16 protein-coding genes are annotated in these 21,993 nt (G+C 35.6%); 7 read left to right on the top strand and 9 right to left on the bottom strand.

The window, feature by feature from the left end; all coding sequences use genetic code 11:
- The first annotated feature begins 92 nt into the window (after nt 1–92).
- On the top strand, nt 93–1,658 hold the full coding sequence (locus tag AC8GF4_RS11430; RefSeq protein WP_506594762.1) for a protein adenylyltransferase SelO: 1,566 nt from the start codon (nt 93–95) through the stop codon (nt 1,656–1,658).
- A 58-nt stretch (nt 1,659–1,716) separates the two neighbouring features.
- On the opposite strand, the gene AC8GF4_RS11425 is transcribed toward AC8GF4_RS11430, so the two are convergent.
- From AC8GF4_RS11425 to AC8GF4_RS11415, 3 genes are all read right to left on the bottom strand, one after another.
- A complete protein-coding gene (locus AC8GF4_RS11425; protein WP_506594761.1) occupies nt 1,717–2,358 on the bottom strand; it encodes a COG3650 family protein in 642 nt (213 codons plus the stop codon).
- 19 nt (nt 2,359–2,377) lie between these two features.
- On the bottom strand, nt 2,378–2,995 hold the full coding sequence (locus tag AC8GF4_RS11420) for a PliI family lysozyme inhibitor of I-type lysozyme (protein WP_506594760.1): 618 nt from the start codon (nt 2,993–2,995) through the stop codon (nt 2,378–2,380).
- A 74-nt stretch (nt 2,996–3,069) separates the two neighbouring features.
- Nucleotides 3,070–4,992: a mechanosensitive ion channel family protein gene (locus tag AC8GF4_RS11415; protein WP_506594758.1), complete on the bottom strand. Its 1,923-nt coding sequence runs from the start codon at nt 4,990–4,992 to the stop codon at nt 3,070–3,072.
- Between the two features lie 180 nt (nt 4,993–5,172).
- Here AC8GF4_RS11415 and AC8GF4_RS11410 point away from each other — a divergent pair, with 180 nt between their 5' ends.
- Complete coding sequence (locus AC8GF4_RS11410) at nt 5,173–6,270, top strand: IS4 family transposase (protein ID WP_506594757.1); 1,098 nt, start codon at nt 5,173–5,175, stop codon at nt 6,268–6,270.
- 497 nt (nt 6,271–6,767) lie between these two features.
- Here AC8GF4_RS11410 and AC8GF4_RS11405 read toward each other — a convergent pair whose 3' ends face one another.
- Nucleotides 6,768–7,079 (bottom strand): transcriptional regulator, encoded by a 312-nt coding sequence (locus AC8GF4_RS11405; protein ID WP_506594756.1) that lies wholly within the window; start codon nt 7,077–7,079, stop codon nt 6,768–6,770.
- A gap of 590 nt (nt 7,080–7,669) precedes the next feature.
- Between AC8GF4_RS11405 and AC8GF4_RS11400 the strand changes: the two genes are divergently transcribed.
- Genes AC8GF4_RS11400 through AC8GF4_RS11390 form a run of 3 tightly spaced genes read left to right on the top strand, consistent with a single transcriptional unit; the run spans nt 7,670 to nt 14,846 of the window.
- On the top strand, nt 7,670–10,699 hold the full coding sequence (locus AC8GF4_RS11400; protein ID WP_506594754.1) for a SusC/RagA family TonB-linked outer membrane protein: 3,030 nt from the start codon (nt 7,670–7,672) through the stop codon (nt 10,697–10,699).
- A 20-nt stretch (nt 10,700–10,719) separates the two neighbouring features.
- The gene (locus AC8GF4_RS11395; protein ID WP_506594752.1) at nt 10,720–12,228 is read left to right on the top strand and encodes a RagB/SusD family nutrient uptake outer membrane protein; all 1,509 of its coding nucleotides are present in this window, start codon (nt 10,720–10,722) and stop codon (nt 12,226–12,228) included.
- Nucleotides 12,228–14,846, top strand: a complete 2,619-nt coding sequence (locus AC8GF4_RS11390) for a S9 family peptidase (RefSeq protein ID WP_506594751.1) — start codon at nt 12,228–12,230, stop codon at nt 14,844–14,846. Before AC8GF4_RS11395 ends, AC8GF4_RS11390 begins: the two co-directional genes overlap by 1 nt.
- A 78-nt stretch (nt 14,847–14,924) precedes the next feature.
- On the opposite strand, the gene AC8GF4_RS11385 is transcribed toward AC8GF4_RS11390, so the two are convergent.
- The 5 genes from AC8GF4_RS11385 to AC8GF4_RS11365 form a co-directional block, all read right to left on the bottom strand.
- The gene (locus AC8GF4_RS11385) at nt 14,925–15,173 is read right to left on the bottom strand and encodes a hypothetical protein (protein WP_506594750.1); all 249 of its coding nucleotides are present in this window, start codon (nt 15,171–15,173) and stop codon (nt 14,925–14,927) included.
- Nucleotides 15,174–15,287: 114 nt separating this feature from the next.
- Entirely contained in the window at nt 15,288–16,376 is a 1,089-nt protein-coding gene (locus AC8GF4_RS11380) for a hypothetical protein (protein ID WP_506594749.1), read from the bottom strand.
- Complete coding sequence (locus AC8GF4_RS11375) at nt 16,373–16,828, bottom strand: MauE/DoxX family redox-associated membrane protein (RefSeq protein WP_506594748.1); 456 nt, start codon at nt 16,826–16,828, stop codon at nt 16,373–16,375. Before AC8GF4_RS11375 ends, AC8GF4_RS11380 begins: the two co-directional genes overlap by 4 nt.
- A 112-nt stretch (nt 16,829–16,940) precedes the next feature.
- The gene (locus AC8GF4_RS11370; protein ID WP_506594746.1) at nt 16,941–17,861 is read right to left on the bottom strand and encodes a helix-turn-helix transcriptional regulator; all 921 of its coding nucleotides are present in this window, start codon (nt 17,859–17,861) and stop codon (nt 16,941–16,943) included.
- 39 nt (nt 17,862–17,900) lie between these two features.
- Nucleotides 17,901–18,284, bottom strand: coding sequence for a DUF7793 family protein (locus tag AC8GF4_RS11365; RefSeq protein WP_506594745.1), 384 nt, complete (start codon nt 18,282–18,284; stop codon nt 17,901–17,903).
- A 221-nt stretch (nt 18,285–18,505) separates the two neighbouring features.
- Between AC8GF4_RS11365 and AC8GF4_RS11360 the strand changes: the two genes are divergently transcribed.
- On the top strand, nt 18,506–20,935 hold the full coding sequence (locus AC8GF4_RS11360; protein WP_506594744.1) for an aminotransferase class I/II-fold pyridoxal phosphate-dependent enzyme: 2,430 nt from the start codon (nt 18,506–18,508) through the stop codon (nt 20,933–20,935).
- A gap of 77 nt (nt 20,936–21,012) precedes the next feature.
- Nucleotides 21,013–21,858: an RteC domain-containing protein gene (locus AC8GF4_RS11355; RefSeq protein ID WP_506595071.1), complete on the top strand. Its 846-nt coding sequence runs from the start codon at nt 21,013–21,015 to the stop codon at nt 21,856–21,858.
- Nucleotides 21,859–21,993: the final 135 nt, after the last annotated feature.

The raw sequence follows: 21,993 nt of genomic DNA, 5'->3' as shown, positions 1-21,993 counted from the left end.
TATAAATTAAAATTATCATAAGAACCCTTTTATTTCTAGTGTATCGAATATCTTTACGAATACTATTCTAGTTTATATAAAAGCGTTTTCAAATGAAACTCCACATACAAAATAATTTTACTTCCGAATTACCTGCTGATCCTATTCAAAACAATATGCCGAGACAGGTTGAGCAAGCTTGTTTTTCATACGTCGAGCCCAAAAAGCCTTCGAATCCTTCTTTGATTCATGCTTCGGTTGAGGTGGCTAATTTTTTGGGATTATCTCAGGCAGATATTCATTCAGTTGATTTTTTGAATACTTTTTCTGGGAATACGGTTTATCCAAATACCAAACCGTATGCTATGCCTTATGCAGGGCATCAATTTGGGAATTGGGCGGGTCAATTAGGAGACGGTCGCGCCATTAATCTAACGGGAGTTAATCATAATAAGCAGTCATATATTTTACAATTAAAAGGGGCAGGGCCTACACCATATTCCCGTACAGCTGATGGTTTTGCCGTATTGCGTTCCTCCATACGCGAGCACTTGTGCGCAGAAGCCATGCATTATTTGGGAGTTCCCACAACCCGTTCGCTTTCGTTAATGCTTTCTGGAGATCAAGTATTAAGAGATGTAATGTATAATGGAAATCCTGCTTACGAAAAAGGAGCAATTGTATGTAGAGTAGCGCCTTCGTTTATCCGTTTTGGAAATTTTGAATTGTTTGCTTTCAGGAAAGAGCTTGATACACTGCAATTAGTAACGGATTATACCATCAAACATCATTTTCCTGATATTAAAAGTGAAGGTTTAGAAAAGTATCTAGCCTTTTTTCAAGCAGTGACGAAAACGACACTCAATATGATTATTCACTGGCAACGCGTGGGTTTTGTGCATGGGGTTATGAATACCGATAATATGTCGATTCATGGTATCACAATAGATTATGGCCCTTATGGATGGTTGGAAGATTACAACCCCGATTGGACGCCAAACACAACCGATATACAACATAAAAGATATCGATTTGGAAATCAACCCGATATTGCCTTGTGGAATTTGTATCAATTAGCCAATGCTTTGTATCCATTGATCAATGATGCTAAACCTCTTGAAACTATTTTGAATGCATTTAGCAATGATTATCAAAAGGAATATTTGAATATGATGCGTAATAAACTCGGATTAAAAATGGCAAAAGAGGATGATGCTATTTTAATCGAAAGTCTGACAGAGTTGCTTTCATTAATAGAAACCGATATGACTATTTTCTTTAGAAATCTGGGCAATGTTCAAAAAGACGATAACGCAGAAGTTGCTTTGGATAGCATTAAATATGCTTTTTATAATGAAAAAGAGGGTAACGAATTTGTTTTGGACAAATGGTATACTTGGTTGAATCATTATACTAATCGAATTAAACAGGAACAGCTTTCAGATATAGAAAGGAAAGAGCAAATGAATTTGGTAAATCCCAAATATGTATTGCGAAATTATATGGCACAATTGAGTATTGATGCTGCAGATAAAGGTGATTATTCTTTGGTAAATGAACTTTTCGAATTGCTTAAAAAACCGTATGATGAACAACCTGAAAACCAAAAATGGTTTGCCAAAAGACCCGATTGGGCTAGAGATAAAGTAGGCTGTTCTATGTTGAGTTGTAGCTCTTAATTTTCTAAATATATAAAAACAAAACAAAGCCTGAACGTGTATTCAGGCTTTGCATAAATTAAAACTTAAACCAAGCATAAGGCTCGTTAGTAAAATCAAGTGCTCTTGGCAATCCATCACCAGGAGTCAGCTTCAATGCTGGTTGAACTGATGGATTTGATGGGTATTTTTTTCCGTCAAATTTTACAATTCTATTTTTTCCTCCACCATAAATAAATAAATCTTTCCATCCATTGGTTTTGTGTGTGTCAATGATAACGGGATATTCGGAAACTGAAAAAGTGGTGATTACATTTCCTTGATTGTCTAATAAAAGTTGGGTGCATCCTCCAGACCCGCAAAAATAGGGCCCTGTAAACCCAACAAGAATTTCTTTGTTGCCGTCCTCGTTCAAATCGTATTCAAAGAAAATAAACTTCTTGCTGTAATCGTCTATAATATTCTTTGCTAAATCATCTTTGAATAAATCGGTAATTGTTAGTCGCACTAAATCGGCTGTTTTAGGATTAGATGAATTGATTCCATAGCGTTCGGCAGGAATTGTGTCTGTTGGGTCAGGATCGACCATTTTATTCGCTTTTGAAGTGTCGACAACTACCGTTGTAGTATCTGTGGTCGATTCACTAGTTTTTATCTCTTTTTTGCAAGATGTCATTCCCATAAATGCTAGTGAGATAATGGATAAAACAATTTTTTTCATACGGTATATAATTTTAAAATTAAAATTCTATGGTTTGATCTACTACTAATTTTCTTGATGCTTCACCTTCGCGAAGCTTGTATTGGATTTGTCTGGTTTTACCTGTTGGCTTACTATTAGTATCACCCTCATTATAGATAGGAAAACGTTGGGCGAGAATGCCATCAACTATGGCAAATTCATCGTGTCCCATGTATCCTTTGCTTAATTTTGGATCGTCAGCTAAAGCAGGAATGCTGATGCCGCTTACCGATTTTCCGTTATTAACTGAAAAACCGTATGCTTTTCCATAACTCCCACTTCCTTCTGAGACGGTGTATACGAATAACTCTGGGAATGTGTCACTATTCAAATCTCCAATTTCTGCATTTGTAACTGTTCCTTCAATTTCTGTAATAATTGGATTGTTATCTATTTTTAGGTCTTTAGGTATAATAGTCATTTGATTTCCAGTAACCGAAATTTTAAAAGATGTATTATATAAGCTTAATTCCTTTGTGAAAGCAGGTACAGTATCAGGTTTTTTATCTTCTGAAACAATTGTATCAGAACTTGCCGTGTTTTCTTTTAGTTCGGTTTGCTTTCCACAAGAAAGCAAAGCACAAACTATTGCTAGTGAAATAAGTAGTTTTTTCATGATTGTTTAAACTTATTTTCTTGAAAATTCTTTTTCTTTCCGAAAATCTATTGTACTTACTTTGTCAGGTATTTTTATATTTCCTTTTTATCGTTGTTATCAACTGAATCAGAAACCACAGATTGAATGTTTACATCTTGTTGCGGGAATGGGATTTCTATTCCATTAGCTTTAAACGCAACATCAATTGCAATAATGATATCATTTCGAACATCATTACCTAAATTAAAGTGAGGTACCCAATATTTAATCGCAAAATCAATAGAACTTTCACCAAATTTAGTCACCCAAACCATAGGTTCCGGATTTTTTAAAATTAACTCGTGTTCCATTAATACGTTTAATAAAATCGTTTTAACTTGTTTTAAATCCGAGCCGTAAGCAACTCCCAAATCAATTTCGTAGCGACGTCTATTACTACCCATTGTCCAATTTACCAAATGCTGACTTAGCAAATCACCATTAGGTATAATCACATCAGTACCATCCCAAGTTGTAATGACACTACTTCGAATACCAATAGATTTCATTTTTCCCATATTGCCCCCAACTTCAACAATATCATCGAGATTTATTGGTTTTTCAAAGGCAATAATTAATCCACTAACTAAGTTGTTGATTACATTTTGCAAACCAAAACCAATACCAACACTTAATGCACTAATCATTAAAGCAATTTTATCCATTGGAATTCCTATGGAGATAAAAGCAAGTAAAACACCTAAAGTGATAATAGCAATACGAATTAATAACAACCAACTTCCTACGCCTGATTTTTTCACACTACTACCTTTAGAATTATTTTCAGTTGTTAAAAACGAGACAATTCGAGTACTAAGTCCTGACATAAAAAGGATAAAAAAGAATAAAAACAGATTGTCAAAAGAAAATACAAATTCTCCTAACTGTCTTTTTTGATAAACACTCTCAATTATAGGTTCGGTGAAATTTTGGAAAGCATATGAATTCCTGCTAATTAACACGTACCAGCCTATTGCAAACATTACATATATAAAACTGGACACTTTGTAAGGACTCTCAGTTATTAAATCGTTTTCAGCCTCTTTTTCTAATTCCTCATCACTTTTTGAAAAGTATATAGACAAATTAAAAACATCAATGCTAAGTCGGAATGTCCATATTAATTGATGTGCAATTAAGATTGTGAAATAGCCATTTGTCATCAACATTTTGGCCAAATTATAATGGTTAAATGAAATGAGAAGTAACGCTAAAAACTCAAAAACTATAAAAACTATGATACTTACACGAAAACTTTTCTCAAAAATTTCTCTTCCTGTTTTTTTTCTGTTTAAAAAAACATACAATCCAAGCAATAAACCTATTGCGCTTAAAAAAGCAACAAATCGAGCTTCGTTTTGCGAATAAAGTAGTAAAAGGTTGTCTTGATATGCAATGTTGTTTAAAATAAAAAATGCTACCCATACTAAAAACCAATATTTTGTTGTCGATTTTCTTAGAATAATTGTCAATGCAATTCCACTAATTAACCATAAGAATGCCATAAAAACAAAGGGAGGTGAAGGTAGAAAGAATTGAAATATGGAACCCATTATCAAGATTGCAGTTGACAAAGGATAATTCAAAGCATAACTCGGATATTTTAAATTTTCAAAGAGATTGGCATGTTTGTATTTTGAACGGATTACTCTTAGATATAAAGTTAAAGCGATGATAAAAAATAGTAAAAGCCCTAGAATACTGGTTTGATTGGCTATATAAAACATAAAAAGTAGATATCCCTTTGTAAATGAATGTATGAAATTCTCACTAAAAGTTAAATCGGCATCTTTAGACTCAATTATATCCGAAATACCACTTTTCATTTTATTATTCAAATCCTTTCGAGCAAAATTGACTAATGCAATATCAGACTCTAAATCAAATCTAAATTTGTTTCCTTTCATTTCTAACTTTTGTATGCTGTCAATGGCATTTTTTAAGTTTTGATTAGCATAGCTTAAATCTTTAGTCATTAATGCCATTCGTTGGTAATAGTTCTTTTTGGGAACATCTTGAACTGGAATTTTATAAAATATTTTTTAGTACATGACAAAAATATATTTCACTGAAATTAAGCAAAATAAACAATAATTAATTTGTAAAAAAGACCGATATTTCGTACATTATAGAATTATTACCACATAATTTTTATAATGAAAAATACCAGTCTTGAGGGCAAAGATACAGAGCTTATTTCGGTTTTACAAGGTCATTTCAAGGGAGAATTCAATTTAGCAAGGGTCAAGCTCATATGTTTATTTATAACAGCTTTATGCAAAATAAAGACAATCAATTATGATAGATTAGCATCTGGATTTGACACAAAAGCAAGTAAAAATAGTTCTTATAGAAGAATTCAAAGATTCATGAAAGAATTTGATTTTCCTATGAAAATAGTTTCTTCTTTGATATTCAATTTATTACCATCAAAAACCGATTTAGTATTGGTCTTAGATAGAACTAATTGGAAATTTGGGGATAATAATATTAACATTCTGATGTTAGGAGTCAGTTATAAAAATGTTGCGTTCCCATTGATGTTCAAAATGTTGGACAAACGAGGGAATTCCGACATGGAAGAGCGGATTGATTTGATCAAGAGCTACATAGAATGGTTTGGAAAGGAAAGTATAGATTGTCTCTTGGCAGACAGAGAGTTTGTCGGAGATAAATGGTTGGAGTTTTTGAACCAAAACAGCATTAGGTATTACATCAGAATTAGGAATAATTTCAAAATTTATTCTTATCAAAAAAATGAAAAAATTAAGGTTTTTTGGCTGTTCAACAATTTGAAAATAGGCGAGTTTTACCATTATCCGAAAATCGTGGAATTACATGGGCAAAGGTGTTATCTTTCAGGAAGCAAAACCATTGACAGAAACGGGAAAATGGAGTTTTTAATCATTGTTTCATTCAATAAGCCAGAACAAGCAATGACTTATTACAAACAAAGATGGCAGATTGAAACTCTTTTTAGAGGATTAAAAAGCAGTGGTTTTAATATCGAAGATACACATGTTACTGACTTAGAAAGACTGGAAAAACTATTTTCTCTAACAATGATTGCTTTTGTATGGTGTTATAAAATTGGTGACTATTTGGATGAAAACATCAAAAAAATAAAAATAAAAAAACATGGCAGAAGAGCTGTAAGCGTGTTCAAATATGGATTAGATTACTTGTCGAAATTTCTTTTTACAGGATTTAACTCTTTAGATAACAGTCTTTTTTGCTTTTTGTCATGTACTTAACATATTTTATTTAATTATAAGTTAATAGTTATTTGTGTAACTATGATATTTAACTTGCATATATACTCAACTCAGGCACAGTTTAATTTCCCAAACTTACAAAACCTTCTCTACTATTCTTTACGGATTTCCATATTGTCAGAAAAATAATAAAATTAAAACAAAAAAAAGAACCTCATATGCATCTTTCATTATTTCTTTCGTCTAGTTCTCCAACTATCATTATACCCAGAAAAATTGTCCCTCCTAAACTCATATATTTTCCCCCTTATATAAACTCCCCCCGGGATAATCACAATAACTATTATTATTTCATACCATTCCATACCTCAAATATAGAACGAACTGAAAGTTACTTTTTTATCACAAAGTCAGTTACTCCCGAATAAACAACTTTTACTGCCGATTTGACAACTATTTGTTATAAAACAAAAAAAAGATGCTATAAAGCATCTTTTGGGTGGTATTGATTAAGGTCAAATCTTATTTTTGGTTATTTATTTAATTTCAAAATTATCATTTAACTGCCCATATTTTTCCTCTATTAATTTAAAAAACTCTGACATTCTTATTCCTTTATAAGAACATATCGTGGTAAGTGTGGATACAGGAATTTTATATCCGTCTACTTCTTTTATTTTTCTAACAATACCTTCATGTATTCCATGAGATTTTCCAAAGGATCTATTAGATACATCATCACTCATCCACTCTTCACTTATATAATTACAAACATATCTATCTATAAGAAAAACCTTTATAGGATTCTTATCTTTAGATGTATTGCTTTGTAATTTATCATTCGCCATTAGAACAAAAGAATATAATATTTACGATTATTCTGCACACGATGATGCGCAATCGGAAAATTTGTTTTATATTTGTTTTTGAATTTATATATTTGCGTTTCTTCATAAAATATTTGAAGCATTCGCTTAGAATCTCGGATCAAAAAACTGGCGTTTTAAAAACCACGAGATAATAAGTTAAGATGCTCACACTTAATGGTGTGGGCTCACTTATTGTGGTTGGGTGCCGCCAGTACCTTTGATGCAATAAGCTGGGTTCATGCCATTTTTTTTAAAAACTTTGGTCACATTCTCCTCTTACATTCTTAGCACCGCTTCCTTTTTTAAGTTTCGCATTACCATTAATTAAATGAATTAGTTGGGAAAGGCACTGCCACCGTCTGGCTGCAACAGGCAACGGCAGTTGGCTTTCCTTAAAAAAAACCTTTAAATCAAATGCCTATGCAATAAAAAAATCTTATTCACTCTTTCAGTCATTCATCAAACTTTTGACTTGATGATTAATAAAAAAGGTCCCCTAACACGCCGGCAAGCAATACTAGAGGACCAAAGCCAATAAAACTATTGTTTCATTTAACTAATCCAATATTATGAAAAATTTTTCATTCTACAAGGGCTGGCCTGTACTTTGGTATCTATTTATTTTCGGTATCTACCAATACAGTCCGACCACACAAGCACGAAATCCAATCCTGATTTTTCAAGCTAACCAAAACCACTTCAAACAAATAAAAGTAAGTGGCACCGTTTCAGATGGAAAGGCCCCATTACCAGGAGTCACAATTACCATAAAAGGAACAACTACTAGAACAAATACTGATTTTGACGGCAAATACTCTTTGTTGGCTGACCCGCAAGATATACTGGTGTATTCCTTTTTGGGTTACAAAACCAGAAGTATCCCCGTCGATGGTCGCTCCGTGATAAACATACAATTACAAGAAGATGCAACCTCCCTGCAAGAAGTCAAAATCAATGCGGGCTATTATTCTGTAAAGAATAGCTTAAACTCTGGAAGTATAGCCAAAATCACTTCAAAAGACATTGAGAAACAACCCGTCTCCAATGTACTGGCCACGATGCAGGGTCGCATGGCGGGTGTCAATATCACACAAACAACAGGAACCCCAGGCGGTGGATTTGATGTCCAGATACGTGGGCAAAACAGTTTACGGGTAAATGGAAATAATCCGCTGTATATTATTGACGGCGTTCCCTATTCCTCGGATCCTATTGGTACGGGAATCAATTCGGCGGTGTTGCCAACACAACCCAGTCCGCTCAACAGCATCAATCCCGACCAGCTTGAAAGCATTGAAGTATTAAAAGATGCCGATGCCACATCAATTTATGGCTCCCGTGGTGCCAACGGTGTAGTATTGATTACCACCAAAAAAGGAAAAGCGGGAAAAACAAAGTTTACGGCAAAACTTTTAACAGGTACTGGAACGGTAACCCGATTCATGGACTTGATGAACACCGAACAATACATTGGGATGCGAAATGAAGCTTTTTCAAATGATGGCATCAATCCCATACCCGATTATGCGTATGACGTCAATGGAACTTGGGATCAAACTCGATACACCGATTGGCAGAAAGAATTGATGGGTGGTACATCCCTAATCACTGACATCCAAACGTCCCTTTCGGGCGGTTCTGAGCAAACTCAATTTCTGTTAAGTGCTAATTTCAATAAGCAAACCTCTGTTTTGCCCAGTGATTTTATCTATAAAAAAGGAAATGTACGTCTGAACGTCAACCATGAATCAGACAATAAAAAATTCAAGATCACTACATCGATTGGCTATACGGTTCAGGACAACAACCAAGCCCGTGGAGACTTGATGCGAGAAGCAGTAACCATAGCACCGAATGCACCAGCACTCCATAACCCTGACGGTTCACTGAATTGGGAAAACAATACCTTCAACAATCCTTTGGCAAATCTCGAAGGAGAATATACCGCCAACACCAATGACCTCATCGCCAATGCCATGATGACGTATCAGTTGAGCGATGCCTTCCAACTGAAAGCCAATTTGGGATATACCGCCCTTACCAATTCCGAAATTACGGCAAACCCTTCAACACGGTACAATCCCGCTTACGGTTTAGGCCCTGAACTATCCACATTAATAGTAAGCAATGCCGACCGAAAATCGTGGATTGTCGAGCCACAATTAAATTGGAATAAAACCATCGGTCAAGGAAAACTGGATGCGCTGGTGGGCAGCACTTTCCAAACGCAAAACAGCAGCCAACTGGCACAATATGCCTTTGGTTTTTCGAGCAACAGCCTTATTTATAATCTGGCCTCAGCTTCCAATATCTTTACGTTGGTAAGTGACGAATCAGAGTACAAGTACCAAGCCTTTTTTGGGCGTGTTAATTTTAATTGGAACGACAAATACATTGTGAACGCAACAGCTCGCCGTGACGGATCCAGTCGTTTTGGCCCAGGAAAGCAATTTTCGACTTTTGGAGCCGTTGGCCTTGCATGGTTATTTTCCAAAGAAGGAATTTTCAAAGACAATACCGTTTTAAGTTTTGGCAAACTCAGAACCAGTTATGGTCTTACGGGTAACGACCAAATTGGCGATTACCAATACCTCGATACCTACAGTTCTTCGGGTGTGAATTACGGGGGCATCGTGGGACTGCAACCCTCTCGTTTGTTCAACCCCGAATTTGGATGGGAAACCAATAAAAAGTTTGAAGTGGCATTGGAAACAGGTTTTCTCGAAGACCGTATCTTTTTTACCGCAGCTTGGTACGACAATCGATCTTCCAATCAATTGACAGGAATACCGTTACCAGGAACTACAGGATTTACTTCTTTGCAAGCCAACCTAGAGGCAACAGTACAAAACCGTGGTGTAGAACTGACCTTACGCACTGTAAACATTCAGTCCAAAGATTTTTCTTGGACAACCAATATCAACCTGACTTTGGCCAAGACTAAGCTTTTGGAATTCCCCAATTTGGAAAGTTCAAGTTACGCCAATCAATTTGTAATCGGTCAACCGCTCAACATCCAAAAAGTATATCATTTTACGGGTGTTGACCCGCAAACAGGATTATACACTTTTGAAGATGTCAACGGCGATGGAATCTTGACAAGCAAGGAGGACAAAACCACAATCAAAGATTTTAATCCTAAATATTATGGTGGTTTCCAAAACACCTTGAAATACAAACACTGGCAACTGGATTTTCTTTTTCAGTTCCTCAAGCAAATCAATTATAACGCATCAACGTACTTTAGTTATCCGGGTTCATCAAGCAATCAGCCCACCACAGTGCTGAACCATTGGCAACAGTCGGGTGATAGTGCATCTTATCAAATCTATACAACTGGCGCCAACAGCGCTGCCGTGGAAGCATCTTATAAATATTATGAAAGTGATGGTACCATCAGTGATGCCTCGTATCTGCGATTAAAAAACATTTCACTCTACTACGATCTCCCACTGAAAGACCTGCAATGCAAACTGTTCTTTGAAGGACAAAATGTAATAACCTTCACCCATTACAATGGTGCTGACCCCGAGTTTAAATCGGCTGGATATTTGCCGCCTTTGCGAATTCTTTCCGCTGGAGTGCAGTTTAGTTTTTAATTTAAAAATACAATGATGAAATGAGCATGACCGTAAATTGGTCACAAACACCAATGAAGAGATGCGAATTACATATTCCTTTAAAAAACAAATATCATCTAATTATGGAAAATTTCAATTCAAATTTATACTTCTGGAATGCCAAAAATTCGCTGTGGGGAATGGCATTCGACGCTTTGTGGATATTGGCACTTGCAACAGTTATGAGTGCCTGTGATAATTTTGTGGATGTGGATCTGCCAGACTCTCAATTGACTGCGAATACCGTTTTTGAAGAAAAGGCAACAGCAAACGCAGCGATGACAGACATTTATTCAAAAATTCGAGATACTGGATTGCTGACTGGTTCGCCAAGTGGACTCTCACATCTACTGGGAATTTATGTTGATGAAATGGATTTTTATGGTGCGCTGCCAAGTGGTCCTGCATTTTACAACAATTCATTAATTGCTTCCAATCCAGATGTGAAAGAATTGTGGAACAACACGTACAATCAAATTTATTCGGCCAATGCCGTAATTGAAGGCGTAGCTTATTCATCCAAACTTTCCGCTGCAGACTGCAATCAACTCACTGGCGAAGCATTATTTGTTCGTGCACTGCTTCATTTTTATCTGGCTAATATATACGGTGATGTACCCTATATCACTACGACAGATTATGCTGTAAATCGTGTAGCAATTAGGATTCCTGTGGCGGAGGTTTACGACAATGCGAGGGCTGATTTAGAACAGGCAATAGTATTTTTACCAGAAGCGTATCTTACCTCTGATCGGGTACGTCCAAACAAGTATGCAGCTCATGCACTACTGGCACGGGTAAATTTGTATGTCGGTTCTTGGAATGAAGCTTCAAATGAAGTTTCGGCGGTTTTAAACACTACGGGGGTATATGAGAATGAGCAAGATCTTGATAAAATTTTTCTAAAAGAATCTACTTCGACAATCTGGCAACTCGCTCCCGGATTTTCAAACGGCAATGCGCTAGAAGCGCAAACCTTTAATTTTAATGAAGGCCCTCCACCGATATCAGCCTTAACAAATGATTTTATGTCCGCTTTTACGACCGATGACCAGCGCAAAGTCCACTGGACACAAGCCATTACCGATGGGATTTCGACTTGGTACCATCCTTTCAAATACAAATATGGTGATAATGCAACTTCCTTGGAATATTCTATCATACTACGCCTTGGCGAAATGTACCTGATTCGCGCCGAAGCAAGGGCGCATTCGGGTGATTTAATTGGTGCAAAAGAAGATTTGAATACCATTCGGCATACCGCTGGACTCATGAATACTTCAGCTGTTACGCAGGATGAAATCCTTGATGCGATACTACAGGAACGTCGACTGGAATTATTCACCGAATTTGGTCATCGCTTTTTTGACTTGAAACGGTTCAACAAAATACAATCGGTTCTGTCAGCCATAAAACCGGGATGGAATATACATGACGATTTGTTTCCGATTCCGGAAGCAGAATTGAACCTCAACCCAAATTTAAAACCTCAAAATCCAGGATACTAATGGATACTAAAGTATACAACTGCAAAATAATTTGGATTAGTTTTATTTTGTTTTTGATGACCTGTCTGGTAAACGGACAGGTCAAAAAAATACGCCCTCTTACTCAAAAGGACTATCATTTATGGAGTACACTTACCCCCGACAACATTTCGGATCATGGCAAATGGGTGAGTTATACCGTATCGTATGAGTCGGGTCTTGATACTTTATTTGTCAAAAATACCACCACTGCCAAAACGATTGCCTTTGCCAAAGGTCATAGCGGCAAATTTGTTGGTGATTCCTGGTTTGGATGTTTGCTACCGGAGAATAAATTCCAATTATTGAATCTGGTCAACGGCAAAGTAAAGTATATTGAAAATGTGCAAGACTTTGCATTTGTAGGCGATAGCGATTACCTGATTCTCTACTGTAACGGGATAGACGGAAAAACCAACATTATTATCCAAAATTTAATAGGGGACACAATTAAAAAAGTTGATAATGTGACTTCGTTTAGCTTGAGTCCTAAAGGTGATGCGCTTGGGTATTGCACAGCTGCGCAGACGCAGAATACCGTTGGATTGCTCCACTTTGGCAAAAAAAGGATCAACACTATAGTTACCCAGAGTACGGTAAAACAGTTTGAAAATATAGTCTGGAAAAGAGGCGGTCAATCCATTGCTTTTGTTGGACGTCCAAATTCCGCTAAACCCTTTTCCGCCGATGCCGTTTTGTACTATGAAATTGACGACTGTAAACTATTTCAATATGATACGACAACAGCTGCCGATTGGCCAAAGGATATGGTTTTGAATGCTAGTTTTATTTCGACCCTAGGAATTTCGTGTGATGGGGAGCGGGCGTTTTTTATGATGAAGAAAAACGATGACACTTTAGTACAAAATCATTCAGGTATTCAGGTATGGAATGCAGCCGATAAAGATTTGTTTCCTTTACGCAATATAGTAAACAAAAAAAGTCTGCCTCGCCTCGCCTCATGGTCTCCCAAAAACGGTCAGTTTAGGGCTGTTGGAGACAGCGTATACTCAACTGCAATGCTCAATGGCAATCAACGCTATGCAATAGTTTATGATTCGAACGATAATAAACCATCATGGAAACAAGACGCTGATCGGGATTATTTTCTGGTAGATTTAAATACGGGTAGCAAAACAGTATTTCTAAAACAGCAATCGGGTAGCTTTGTCGATATAAGCCTGTCTCCAGATGGAAAATATATTGCTTATTTTAGAGATCGTGACTGGTGGGTTTATTCTATTGCGAAGCAGACGCATACAAACATTACCAAAAAAACGGGAATTGCATTTTATGACGATTCCGTGGACATGGCCGAAATACAGTCGTATGGTGTAGCAGGTTGGTCAGCCAAGGATGGAACGTTACTGCTCTATGACCATTTTGATCTGTGGCAAATAAACCCCGAGAACGGCAATGGATCCCGATGTACCAAAGGTCGCGAACAAAATCAAATGTTCCGCATTATTGAAAATACAAATGGATTCGCTGATGGGATTGTGACTAAAGCAAATGAAATTGATGATTCACTATTAATACTCAGATCGAATGCCCTTGACCATAGTTTTTCGGGATATTTTAAATTGGAGAATAGACAAAAAGTACAATCCATTGTCTATACCGAGAAGTACATAAGTGCCATTCATAAATCTAAAGAAAATGATTGCTATATGTATTTGAGCGAAGATTTTAACGCTCCTCCTTCATTAAATATAAAGCGCAAGAACATTCCGCAAAAGACTATTTTTCAAAGCAATCCGCAATACGACCAGTACGGTTGGGGCACTTCAAAATATGTCGATTATAAAAACGCGAAAGGAGTTGCTTTGAAAGGAGTTTTAGTCTATCCGTTTGATTACAATCCAGCAAAACAATACCCAATGATCGTTTACATTTATGAAAAACAAACGGCAATACGGCATCGTTTTAGCAACCCTACTTTATTGAACGAATCAGTACCGAATGCTAGTCTTTTCGGAAGTCAAGGCTATTTTGTGTTGTATCCCGATATTGTCTATACGGTAGGAAGTCCTGGTTTTTCAGCCACTGATTGTGTAATGGCGGCAACTACAGCGGCAATGGCAATGGCACCAATAGATAAAAGTAAAATTGGATTGACTGGACATTCATTTGGAGGTTACGAAACTAATTTTATCATTACTCAAACGGGTTTGTTTGCGGCTGCGATTGCCGGTTCTGGTTTGTCGGATTTTACCAGTGGCTATTTGTCAGTGAATTGGGGCGCCAAAAACACTAACGGTTGGCGTTATGAATTTCAGCAAATGCGTATGGGTAAAACACTTTTTGAAGATTATGAAGGCTATCAAAGAAATTCGCCTGTCAATTTTGTATCTAATGTTATTACCCCATTATTAACCTATACAGGAACAGAAGATACAAATGTCAATCCATATCAAACCATGGAGTTTTATCTGGCACTTAGAAGGCTCAAAAAAGAACATGTTATGGTACTGTATCCCAAAGAAAATCACACAATACTGAAACGAGAAAATCAAATGGATTTAACAAATAAAATTTCAGAGTGGTTTGGATATTATTTGAAAGGGGAAAAGAAACCCGAGTGGCTTGAACCGCAATAAAGTATTGCGTATAAAACAAAAAACAATGCAGTTCTAGCTTTCGCCGAACTGCATTGCCTTTTAAAATACGTCCACTATTTAGTTTTGTATTTTATACAAAGTGACATCACATGGTGCATTTTGCGACACTTTACCCTTTAGCGGTGTGCCGCTAGAGGTACAAATATTCGCATTAAATACATTGCTACACATAGCATCAGCGTGACACGGATCGGCTTGTGACACAAATTTGTATCCTTGCACATTGGCAAGTGTTTTGGCACTACTCATGGCAGTAGTGACAAAAGCACAGGCCACACCCAAGACTATGACAGCGAACGGCATCATTAGTCTTCTGAAAAAATTTGTTTTCATAATATCAAAATTTAATGTTTATGATCTACTCTGTTACAGGTTTTCGATCGTATCCCTGACATCGGCCGATATACTTTAAATACTATTTTATTTTGTGCTTACACGAGCTGGATGACTTTGCGTGATATATTCCCTTAACTTATAGCAAACTATTTTCTGGTCAATCAACGCATACATTTTATTTTCATACACTAACATCGCTTTCATCTTCTTACCTGCAATTTTATAGACTGAAAAACTGGAACGGTAGGTTTGGTCCGTCAAATCATATACATCTATTATACTGGCTCTTTTCCAAACATCCTCAGATTCATACATACCTGGTAATTCTGAGTTGACAAACAATAACTTTCCTGCAACTGCACTCAATTTATTGACAACCAGCGGCGGAACGGCAAACGTTTTTTGATTACTATTCTTAAGTCGAATTAACTGTATGTCAGCGTGACTGACCGTATCAATTGTTTTACCCCGATAGTCTAATTTCAAATTTGGCTGCGCAACGATATATTGGTTTCGATACAGATAAACATAAACAATTCGGTTGAGACTACTATTATATAAGAGATTACCATCGGTATCGAACTTCCCGTCAAATTGTCTTTGCAATAAGGATTTGCTGTATTTTGCTTTTGTGGTATCAATAAGATTTAAGATACCTATGATATTTTCACCGTTTTTGGGTGACAAATAACGAACTGACATATTCACAGAATCAATTGGCGTAAGCTGCGAAAAATGATTACCGCTGTTTATCCGTAAAGAAGCGCTCCAATCGGATATAGCACCTTTGAATACATAAGGAACCATTCCCTCAAATACATAAAAGTCTTTCCCATTCACTCTGATTTGAGGTCCACGGAATGGTAGATTTCTTTGCTTCAATTTAATATGACAAACAGTTTTGCTTTGCAATGCGGTATCCAAAACCATTACCTGTAGAGGTGCTGTGTAATTGCCTAAATAAATTTTCCCATTTCCACTTCCCGCAAAATAATAGGAATTATAAGTTAAATCCGTTTGGTGTACTTCCTCGGCAACATGCTGTGGAAAACGACGAATAAAACGATTTTGGTAATGGGTGATATTTTCAGAAATAACAAAAAGCAAAGCCATTGTACCGACACCGAAGATTCCACAGATTATGAGGACTAATATTTTTACTTTTAATTTCATAACTTTCCGATTTGATGATTATCTAAAGTGTTGTTATCTGGTAAAAACAGTACCCCAATTGCAGCTAATACTATAAAAAAAATATTGAAGATGATATGCTGACTCCAAGACAATTTTTGGATTATTCCACCACAAGAACAAGGGATAAAAGTACTGTAGTTTAATAATATGTAGATATAAGCAGTAAACAATACCATAAGTGTATAGGCAGAAAAAAGACCTATCAACCTAAATTTTTGAACCAGTAATAATATAGCAATGATTATTTCTACAGTGGGAACCGCAAATAATATTAAACCGGAAAAAGAGCTCAATAATGGAGATTGACCCAATTGAATTCGAAAGTTTTCAAAATCTAGTACTTTACTTGTGGCTGCATAAACAAAAAGTAGTGTATAGAGTAAGCAAATAAACTCTAAAGACAGATTCTGTATTTTGGTATTCAATCTCATAGCTTCATAGATTTAAGTTCTACAAAGCAAAATTCTGAATTTCAAAACCAAAACACTTGTCTTATTGGGAGCAAAACTTGACCAAAACGGACAAAGTTTGAAAAACTAAAATTTAACCTTCTGGTAGAGAAGCAAAACCGGTTTCATTTCGCTTCATTTCGTATGGCGAAAATCCAAATCGTTTTTTAAAAGATTTTGAAAAATTGGGATAATTGTTAAAACCATTCATCACCGATATATTTTTCAAAGGTATAGTAGTGTGTTCAATCATAAAATAAGCTCTTTTCAAACGTTCTTCATTATAAAACTGGTAAACACTGGTCTTAAAAAAATGGCGAAAACCATCTTTTAATTTATGTTCGTTTGTACCTAATTCAGACGAAAGAACTTTTAGTGACGGAAGTGGTTCTTCAAGATGTGCTAATATATAGTCATAAAGTTTCTGAATCAAAAGTACATCAGCTTTTCGGGTTTTAGTATGTTTCTCGTTTTCATTTTTGTAAGCCAATGGATTATAGGTGTCTTGACTAACAGGAGTAACAAGATTTAATATAATTTCCGAACGATTAATTAGCTTTCCAACACTACAAGCAACAGAAATAGGCAAATGCTCTTTAGGTGTGAAATCTAACACAATAGTTGCAGGCAATGAAACAGTTGAATCGATTACTTCACGAAGTTGTTCCAAAGAAGCTTTAGTAATAATACCTCCCAAAGGTAGGTCCATCAACTCAGATTCCGAATACCCTAAAAAGGCGGTAACTTCAGGAGTAAAACTTTTGATTAAAAAAGAGCCCTCTAAAACAAATGTGCTTTGGGCTATAAATTGATGTGTCCTATGAGTATTAATGTAGCCGACATGAAAAATTGACTCTTTCATTTCTTCGGCAACCATATTAATTAAAACAACTAGCGTTTCCAATTGGTCATCATTGGAACTTAAGGGAATGCGACTGTTAAAATTGCCACGTGCCATCTCAAATAACATTTGATGCATTGTAACAATACGCTCTTCGTTGTATGCTTTTTTCATAAAATTCAACTCTTAATGCTACTTTCTATAAACTAAATTCTAAACAAAGCCCTTCAGATAAACCAAAGCATCGTCTTCCTTAGTAAAAATTTGAGTAGGTACAGAAGGTTTACTAATCTCTACATAAAAAGTACTAATAATTAAGGAAACTTTTTCATGTACAATAAGCGCTACTGCCTTTGTCAATATGGAGCCCGATTGTGCCAAATGATCTCTTCCAGCTTTCTCAGTACTAATTATACCTCGAATATCGCACAAAATAGGATAAGCTCTTTCATTTTGAAAATGAATTCTATCGGTTACAACACACTGGGCTACCTTCAGATCAATAGTAGTGTTGGGTTTATATTCAAAAAAGAGAATACCATCCGCAATCCAAAATCGGGCATAGCTATTCTCATAAAGATCATGTGCTGCAATCATGTTTTATGAATTTAAGTGTTATGATTTAACAAAAATATAAACATTTGGCAATAAGACAGTTGCCAATTTGGGATTATTTATTGCAATTTGGCGCTTTAGTTGTCAATTCGGTACTTTAATTTGTCATATTGGGAGTATTTAAAGAATAACATAAAATACTTTCATTTTTTATAATGACTTTTATAAATCTATTTTTTATAACCTTTAAAGAGAACTAACCAATGGCAAAAATCAAACACAACAACTTCATTGATACAGTAGATGAAGTTTTATCAGGAGCTAAAAAAGAAGGGGTGCTGCACTTATATGCAGAAGACAAGATTTTAACTGGTAGGACAATCCAAATCAAGGGAAAGGGAATGTTTCATTTCGGTACAACTGGCTATTTGGGACTCGAACAAGATATCCGATTGAAAGAGGCCGCAATAGCTGCAATACAAAATTATGGTACGCAATTCCCACTTTCAAAATCATATATTTCGCATCCGCTTTACAATGAACTAGAACAAAAAATAGAATTAATGTATGGGATACCTCCAATTATAACAAAGAACAGTACATTGGGGCATTTAGCCGTTATCCCCACACTCATTAGGGATGAAGATGCCGTAATAATGGATCATCAGGTACATTGGAGTGTGCAGAATGCTTGTCAGCTTTTAAAGCTACGAGGAATTCCAGTAGAAATGATTAGGCATAGCAATTTGAATATGCTAGAAGATAAAATCAAACAGATAACCTCCAAATGCAACAAAATTTGGTATATGGCAGACGGAGTATATTCTATGTTTGGTGATTATGCACCAATTCCGGAATTATTGACTTTAACTCAAAAATATCCTCAGCTTAATCTTTATTTTGACGATGTTCACGGCATGAGTTGGAGAGGCAAGAATGGAACCGGTTTTATTTTCGACTCAATTAAAGAACTACCCGAAAATTGCATTGTAGTAAGCACTCTTAGCAAAACATTTGGAGCCAGTGGTGCAACGGTATTTTGCAGGAATCAAAAACTCAGGGACAAAATTAAAAACTTTGGAGGACCACTAACTTTTTCTGCTCAATTAGAACCTGCATCTGTGGCGGCAGCAATTGCCTCGGCAGACATCCATTTATCTCCTGAGATAATAATAAAACAAATGGATTTGGCTGATAAGATCGGTTATTTTAATCAATTACTGTCAAACGGAATCCTTCCCATAATTTCAAAAAATGATTCGCCAGTTTTCTTTTTAGGAATGGGTACGCCCGTAACGGCTTATAACTTTGTCCACCGATTATTCAAGGAAGGCTTTTTTCTAAATTTGGGTATTTATCCAGCAGTTCCAATAAAGAACACAGGAATAAGAATTACATTATCCAGCCACAACCAAATGAAAGATATTAAAGCTTTAGCCGAAGCAATGGAATTTCATTTTCCAAAAGCTTTGGAAGAAACCAATAACAGCGAAAACAAAATAAGGCAGGCTTTCCGAATTGACTTTAGAAAAGCAGAAAAGATTTCTGAATCAAAAGAGAAGGAACTCATTATCGAAGAAAAAAATACCATTCAGAATATCGAAAAATCAGAATGGGATCTATACATGGGGAAGCAAAATATTTTTGATTGGGATGGAATGGTTTACTTAGAAAAAACATTCAGCCAGCATCCAGACCCAACCAACCAATGGGATTTTTATTATTACACCATTAAGGACAAAAAAGGAAACATAATACTAATGACCTTTTTTACTTATGGTCTTTGGAAAGACGACATGCTGGCAACTGAATCGGTCTCCATGCATTTGGAAGAAATCAGAAAAACCAATCCTTTATACCTTACCTCAAAAGTATTGAGTATGGGATCTTTATTTACAGAAGGAAACCACTATTTTATCAATCAAGAACATCCTTTAGCTGAAAAAGCATTGAAAATTCTATTGGATAAATTAGAAGAAAAATATAATGTACTAAATGCTGATATGTTAGTTTTAAGGGATTTTGAAGAAGGAAACAAATACAATAAATTAATACAGGATCAAGGGTATTTCAAAATTGACATGCCAGAATCCTGTGTGGCTTACAATCAAAAATGGAATACTAATGAAGAATTTACCAATGGATTATCGCCCAGATCACGGAAACATTTCAATAAAGAGATAGAACCTTATGAGAAGTTTTATGATGTTGCAATAAAAGATAAATTAAGCAAACCAGAAATAGAAAGAGCATATCAACTCTACAACAATGTAAAAGATAATAATTACGCTATCAATACATTTCGATATTCCCAAGAAATTTTCGAAAACATGAATGAAGGTTCCAATTGGGAGTTCATAATTTTATCACTAAAAGCGGATACCGAAAATCAATTCGTAGGAATTATGTTTTGCTACAAAAACAACAACCACACCTACGTCCCTGAATTAGTAGGTATGGATTACAAGTGGGTAAAAGAGTACCAACTCTACAGACAATTATTGTTTCAAACTATAAAAAGAGCTAATGAGCTACAGTTTTCAAAAATAGACTTTGGAGTTTCAGCCTCTTTTGAAAAAAAGAAATTAGGAGCCCAAATAATTCCAAAAGTAGCATACATTCAGACAAGAGACAATTACGCAATGGAACTGATGAATACTTTGCAAAACGATTACAAATCAATTAAAAAATAACGAAAGCATATTGACAATTAATATTTAAAAGATGGCATATAAATCGATTACTTATTCACTTTAATATAGCCAATATGATGCAGTCCACTTACAAAGATGCCCTCTATAGTATCCTGAAAAAAGAACAAGAAATCAGTTTGGAATCAGTGCATGTAATAGATGAATCCTATCGTATGACTAAATTCCTTCAAGATTTATTATCTGGTATGAAAAACTATGTTTTGGAGCATCATTTTACAGATGAAAATGAAGAAATTGAATTCTTCAGAATCATAAAACCGCAAATACTTGGAAAATTAATCTATTACAACAAGGTATATAGGATTGAAACTTCTTGTCCGGTGAATAGTGGAAAAATGTACTACAAATATTTTTCCAGTGAATTGCAACAGCTAAAGCAGGAATATAAGGAACATATTTGCAATTCTGATTTTTACCGGTATTATCGTTCAGGACGAACCGACAGGGATCATGATTTTTTTAAATTAGGGAAGATAAATCTTAATACAGGTCTTAACAGTTTTATCTTTGAAGTTGATATCCAATTCTCTACTTATTATGACTACAAAGTATCGCGCATTATAGCCAATGAACTGCTATATAATTATTTGATTATAAAAATCAATCCTGTTGACAAGCCAGGGATGGTTTTGCAGAATGCCGAGTCCACAAAAGATATTTTCTGGACAGAATCCAAAAATGCACTTATAGAATTGATTTATGCCCTTTACGTATCGGGTGCAATTTCTAATGGTAAGACTGGAATCCGTAAAATCAGTTCCGTTTTCCAAATAGTATTCCGTACACAGTTAGGAGATATTCATCATGCTTTTCACCGCATGAAAGACAGAGCTAACAATCGAACCTTGTTTTTGGATCAACTCAGATCTTCATTGGAGCAGTATATGGATAAAGATCTATAATAAGTGACAAGATTTGCCTCAGTTAAAAGCAGTGTTTTTAAAACACTGCTTTTTTTATTATAGCTACCCATATCTACCCATTGGCAAAACTACCCATTACTAAATATTTTTTTGTCACTAAAAACGTAATATATT

Origin of the sequence: Flavobacterium rarum (SeqCode) (assembly GCF_965234445.1) — a bacterium.
GTDB classification, from domain to species: domain Bacteria; phylum Bacteroidota; class Bacteroidia; order Flavobacteriales; family Flavobacteriaceae; genus Flavobacterium; species Flavobacterium rarum.
Note: the sequence above shows the minus strand (reverse complement) of the source record. Positions and strands in the feature narration are given on the sequence as shown.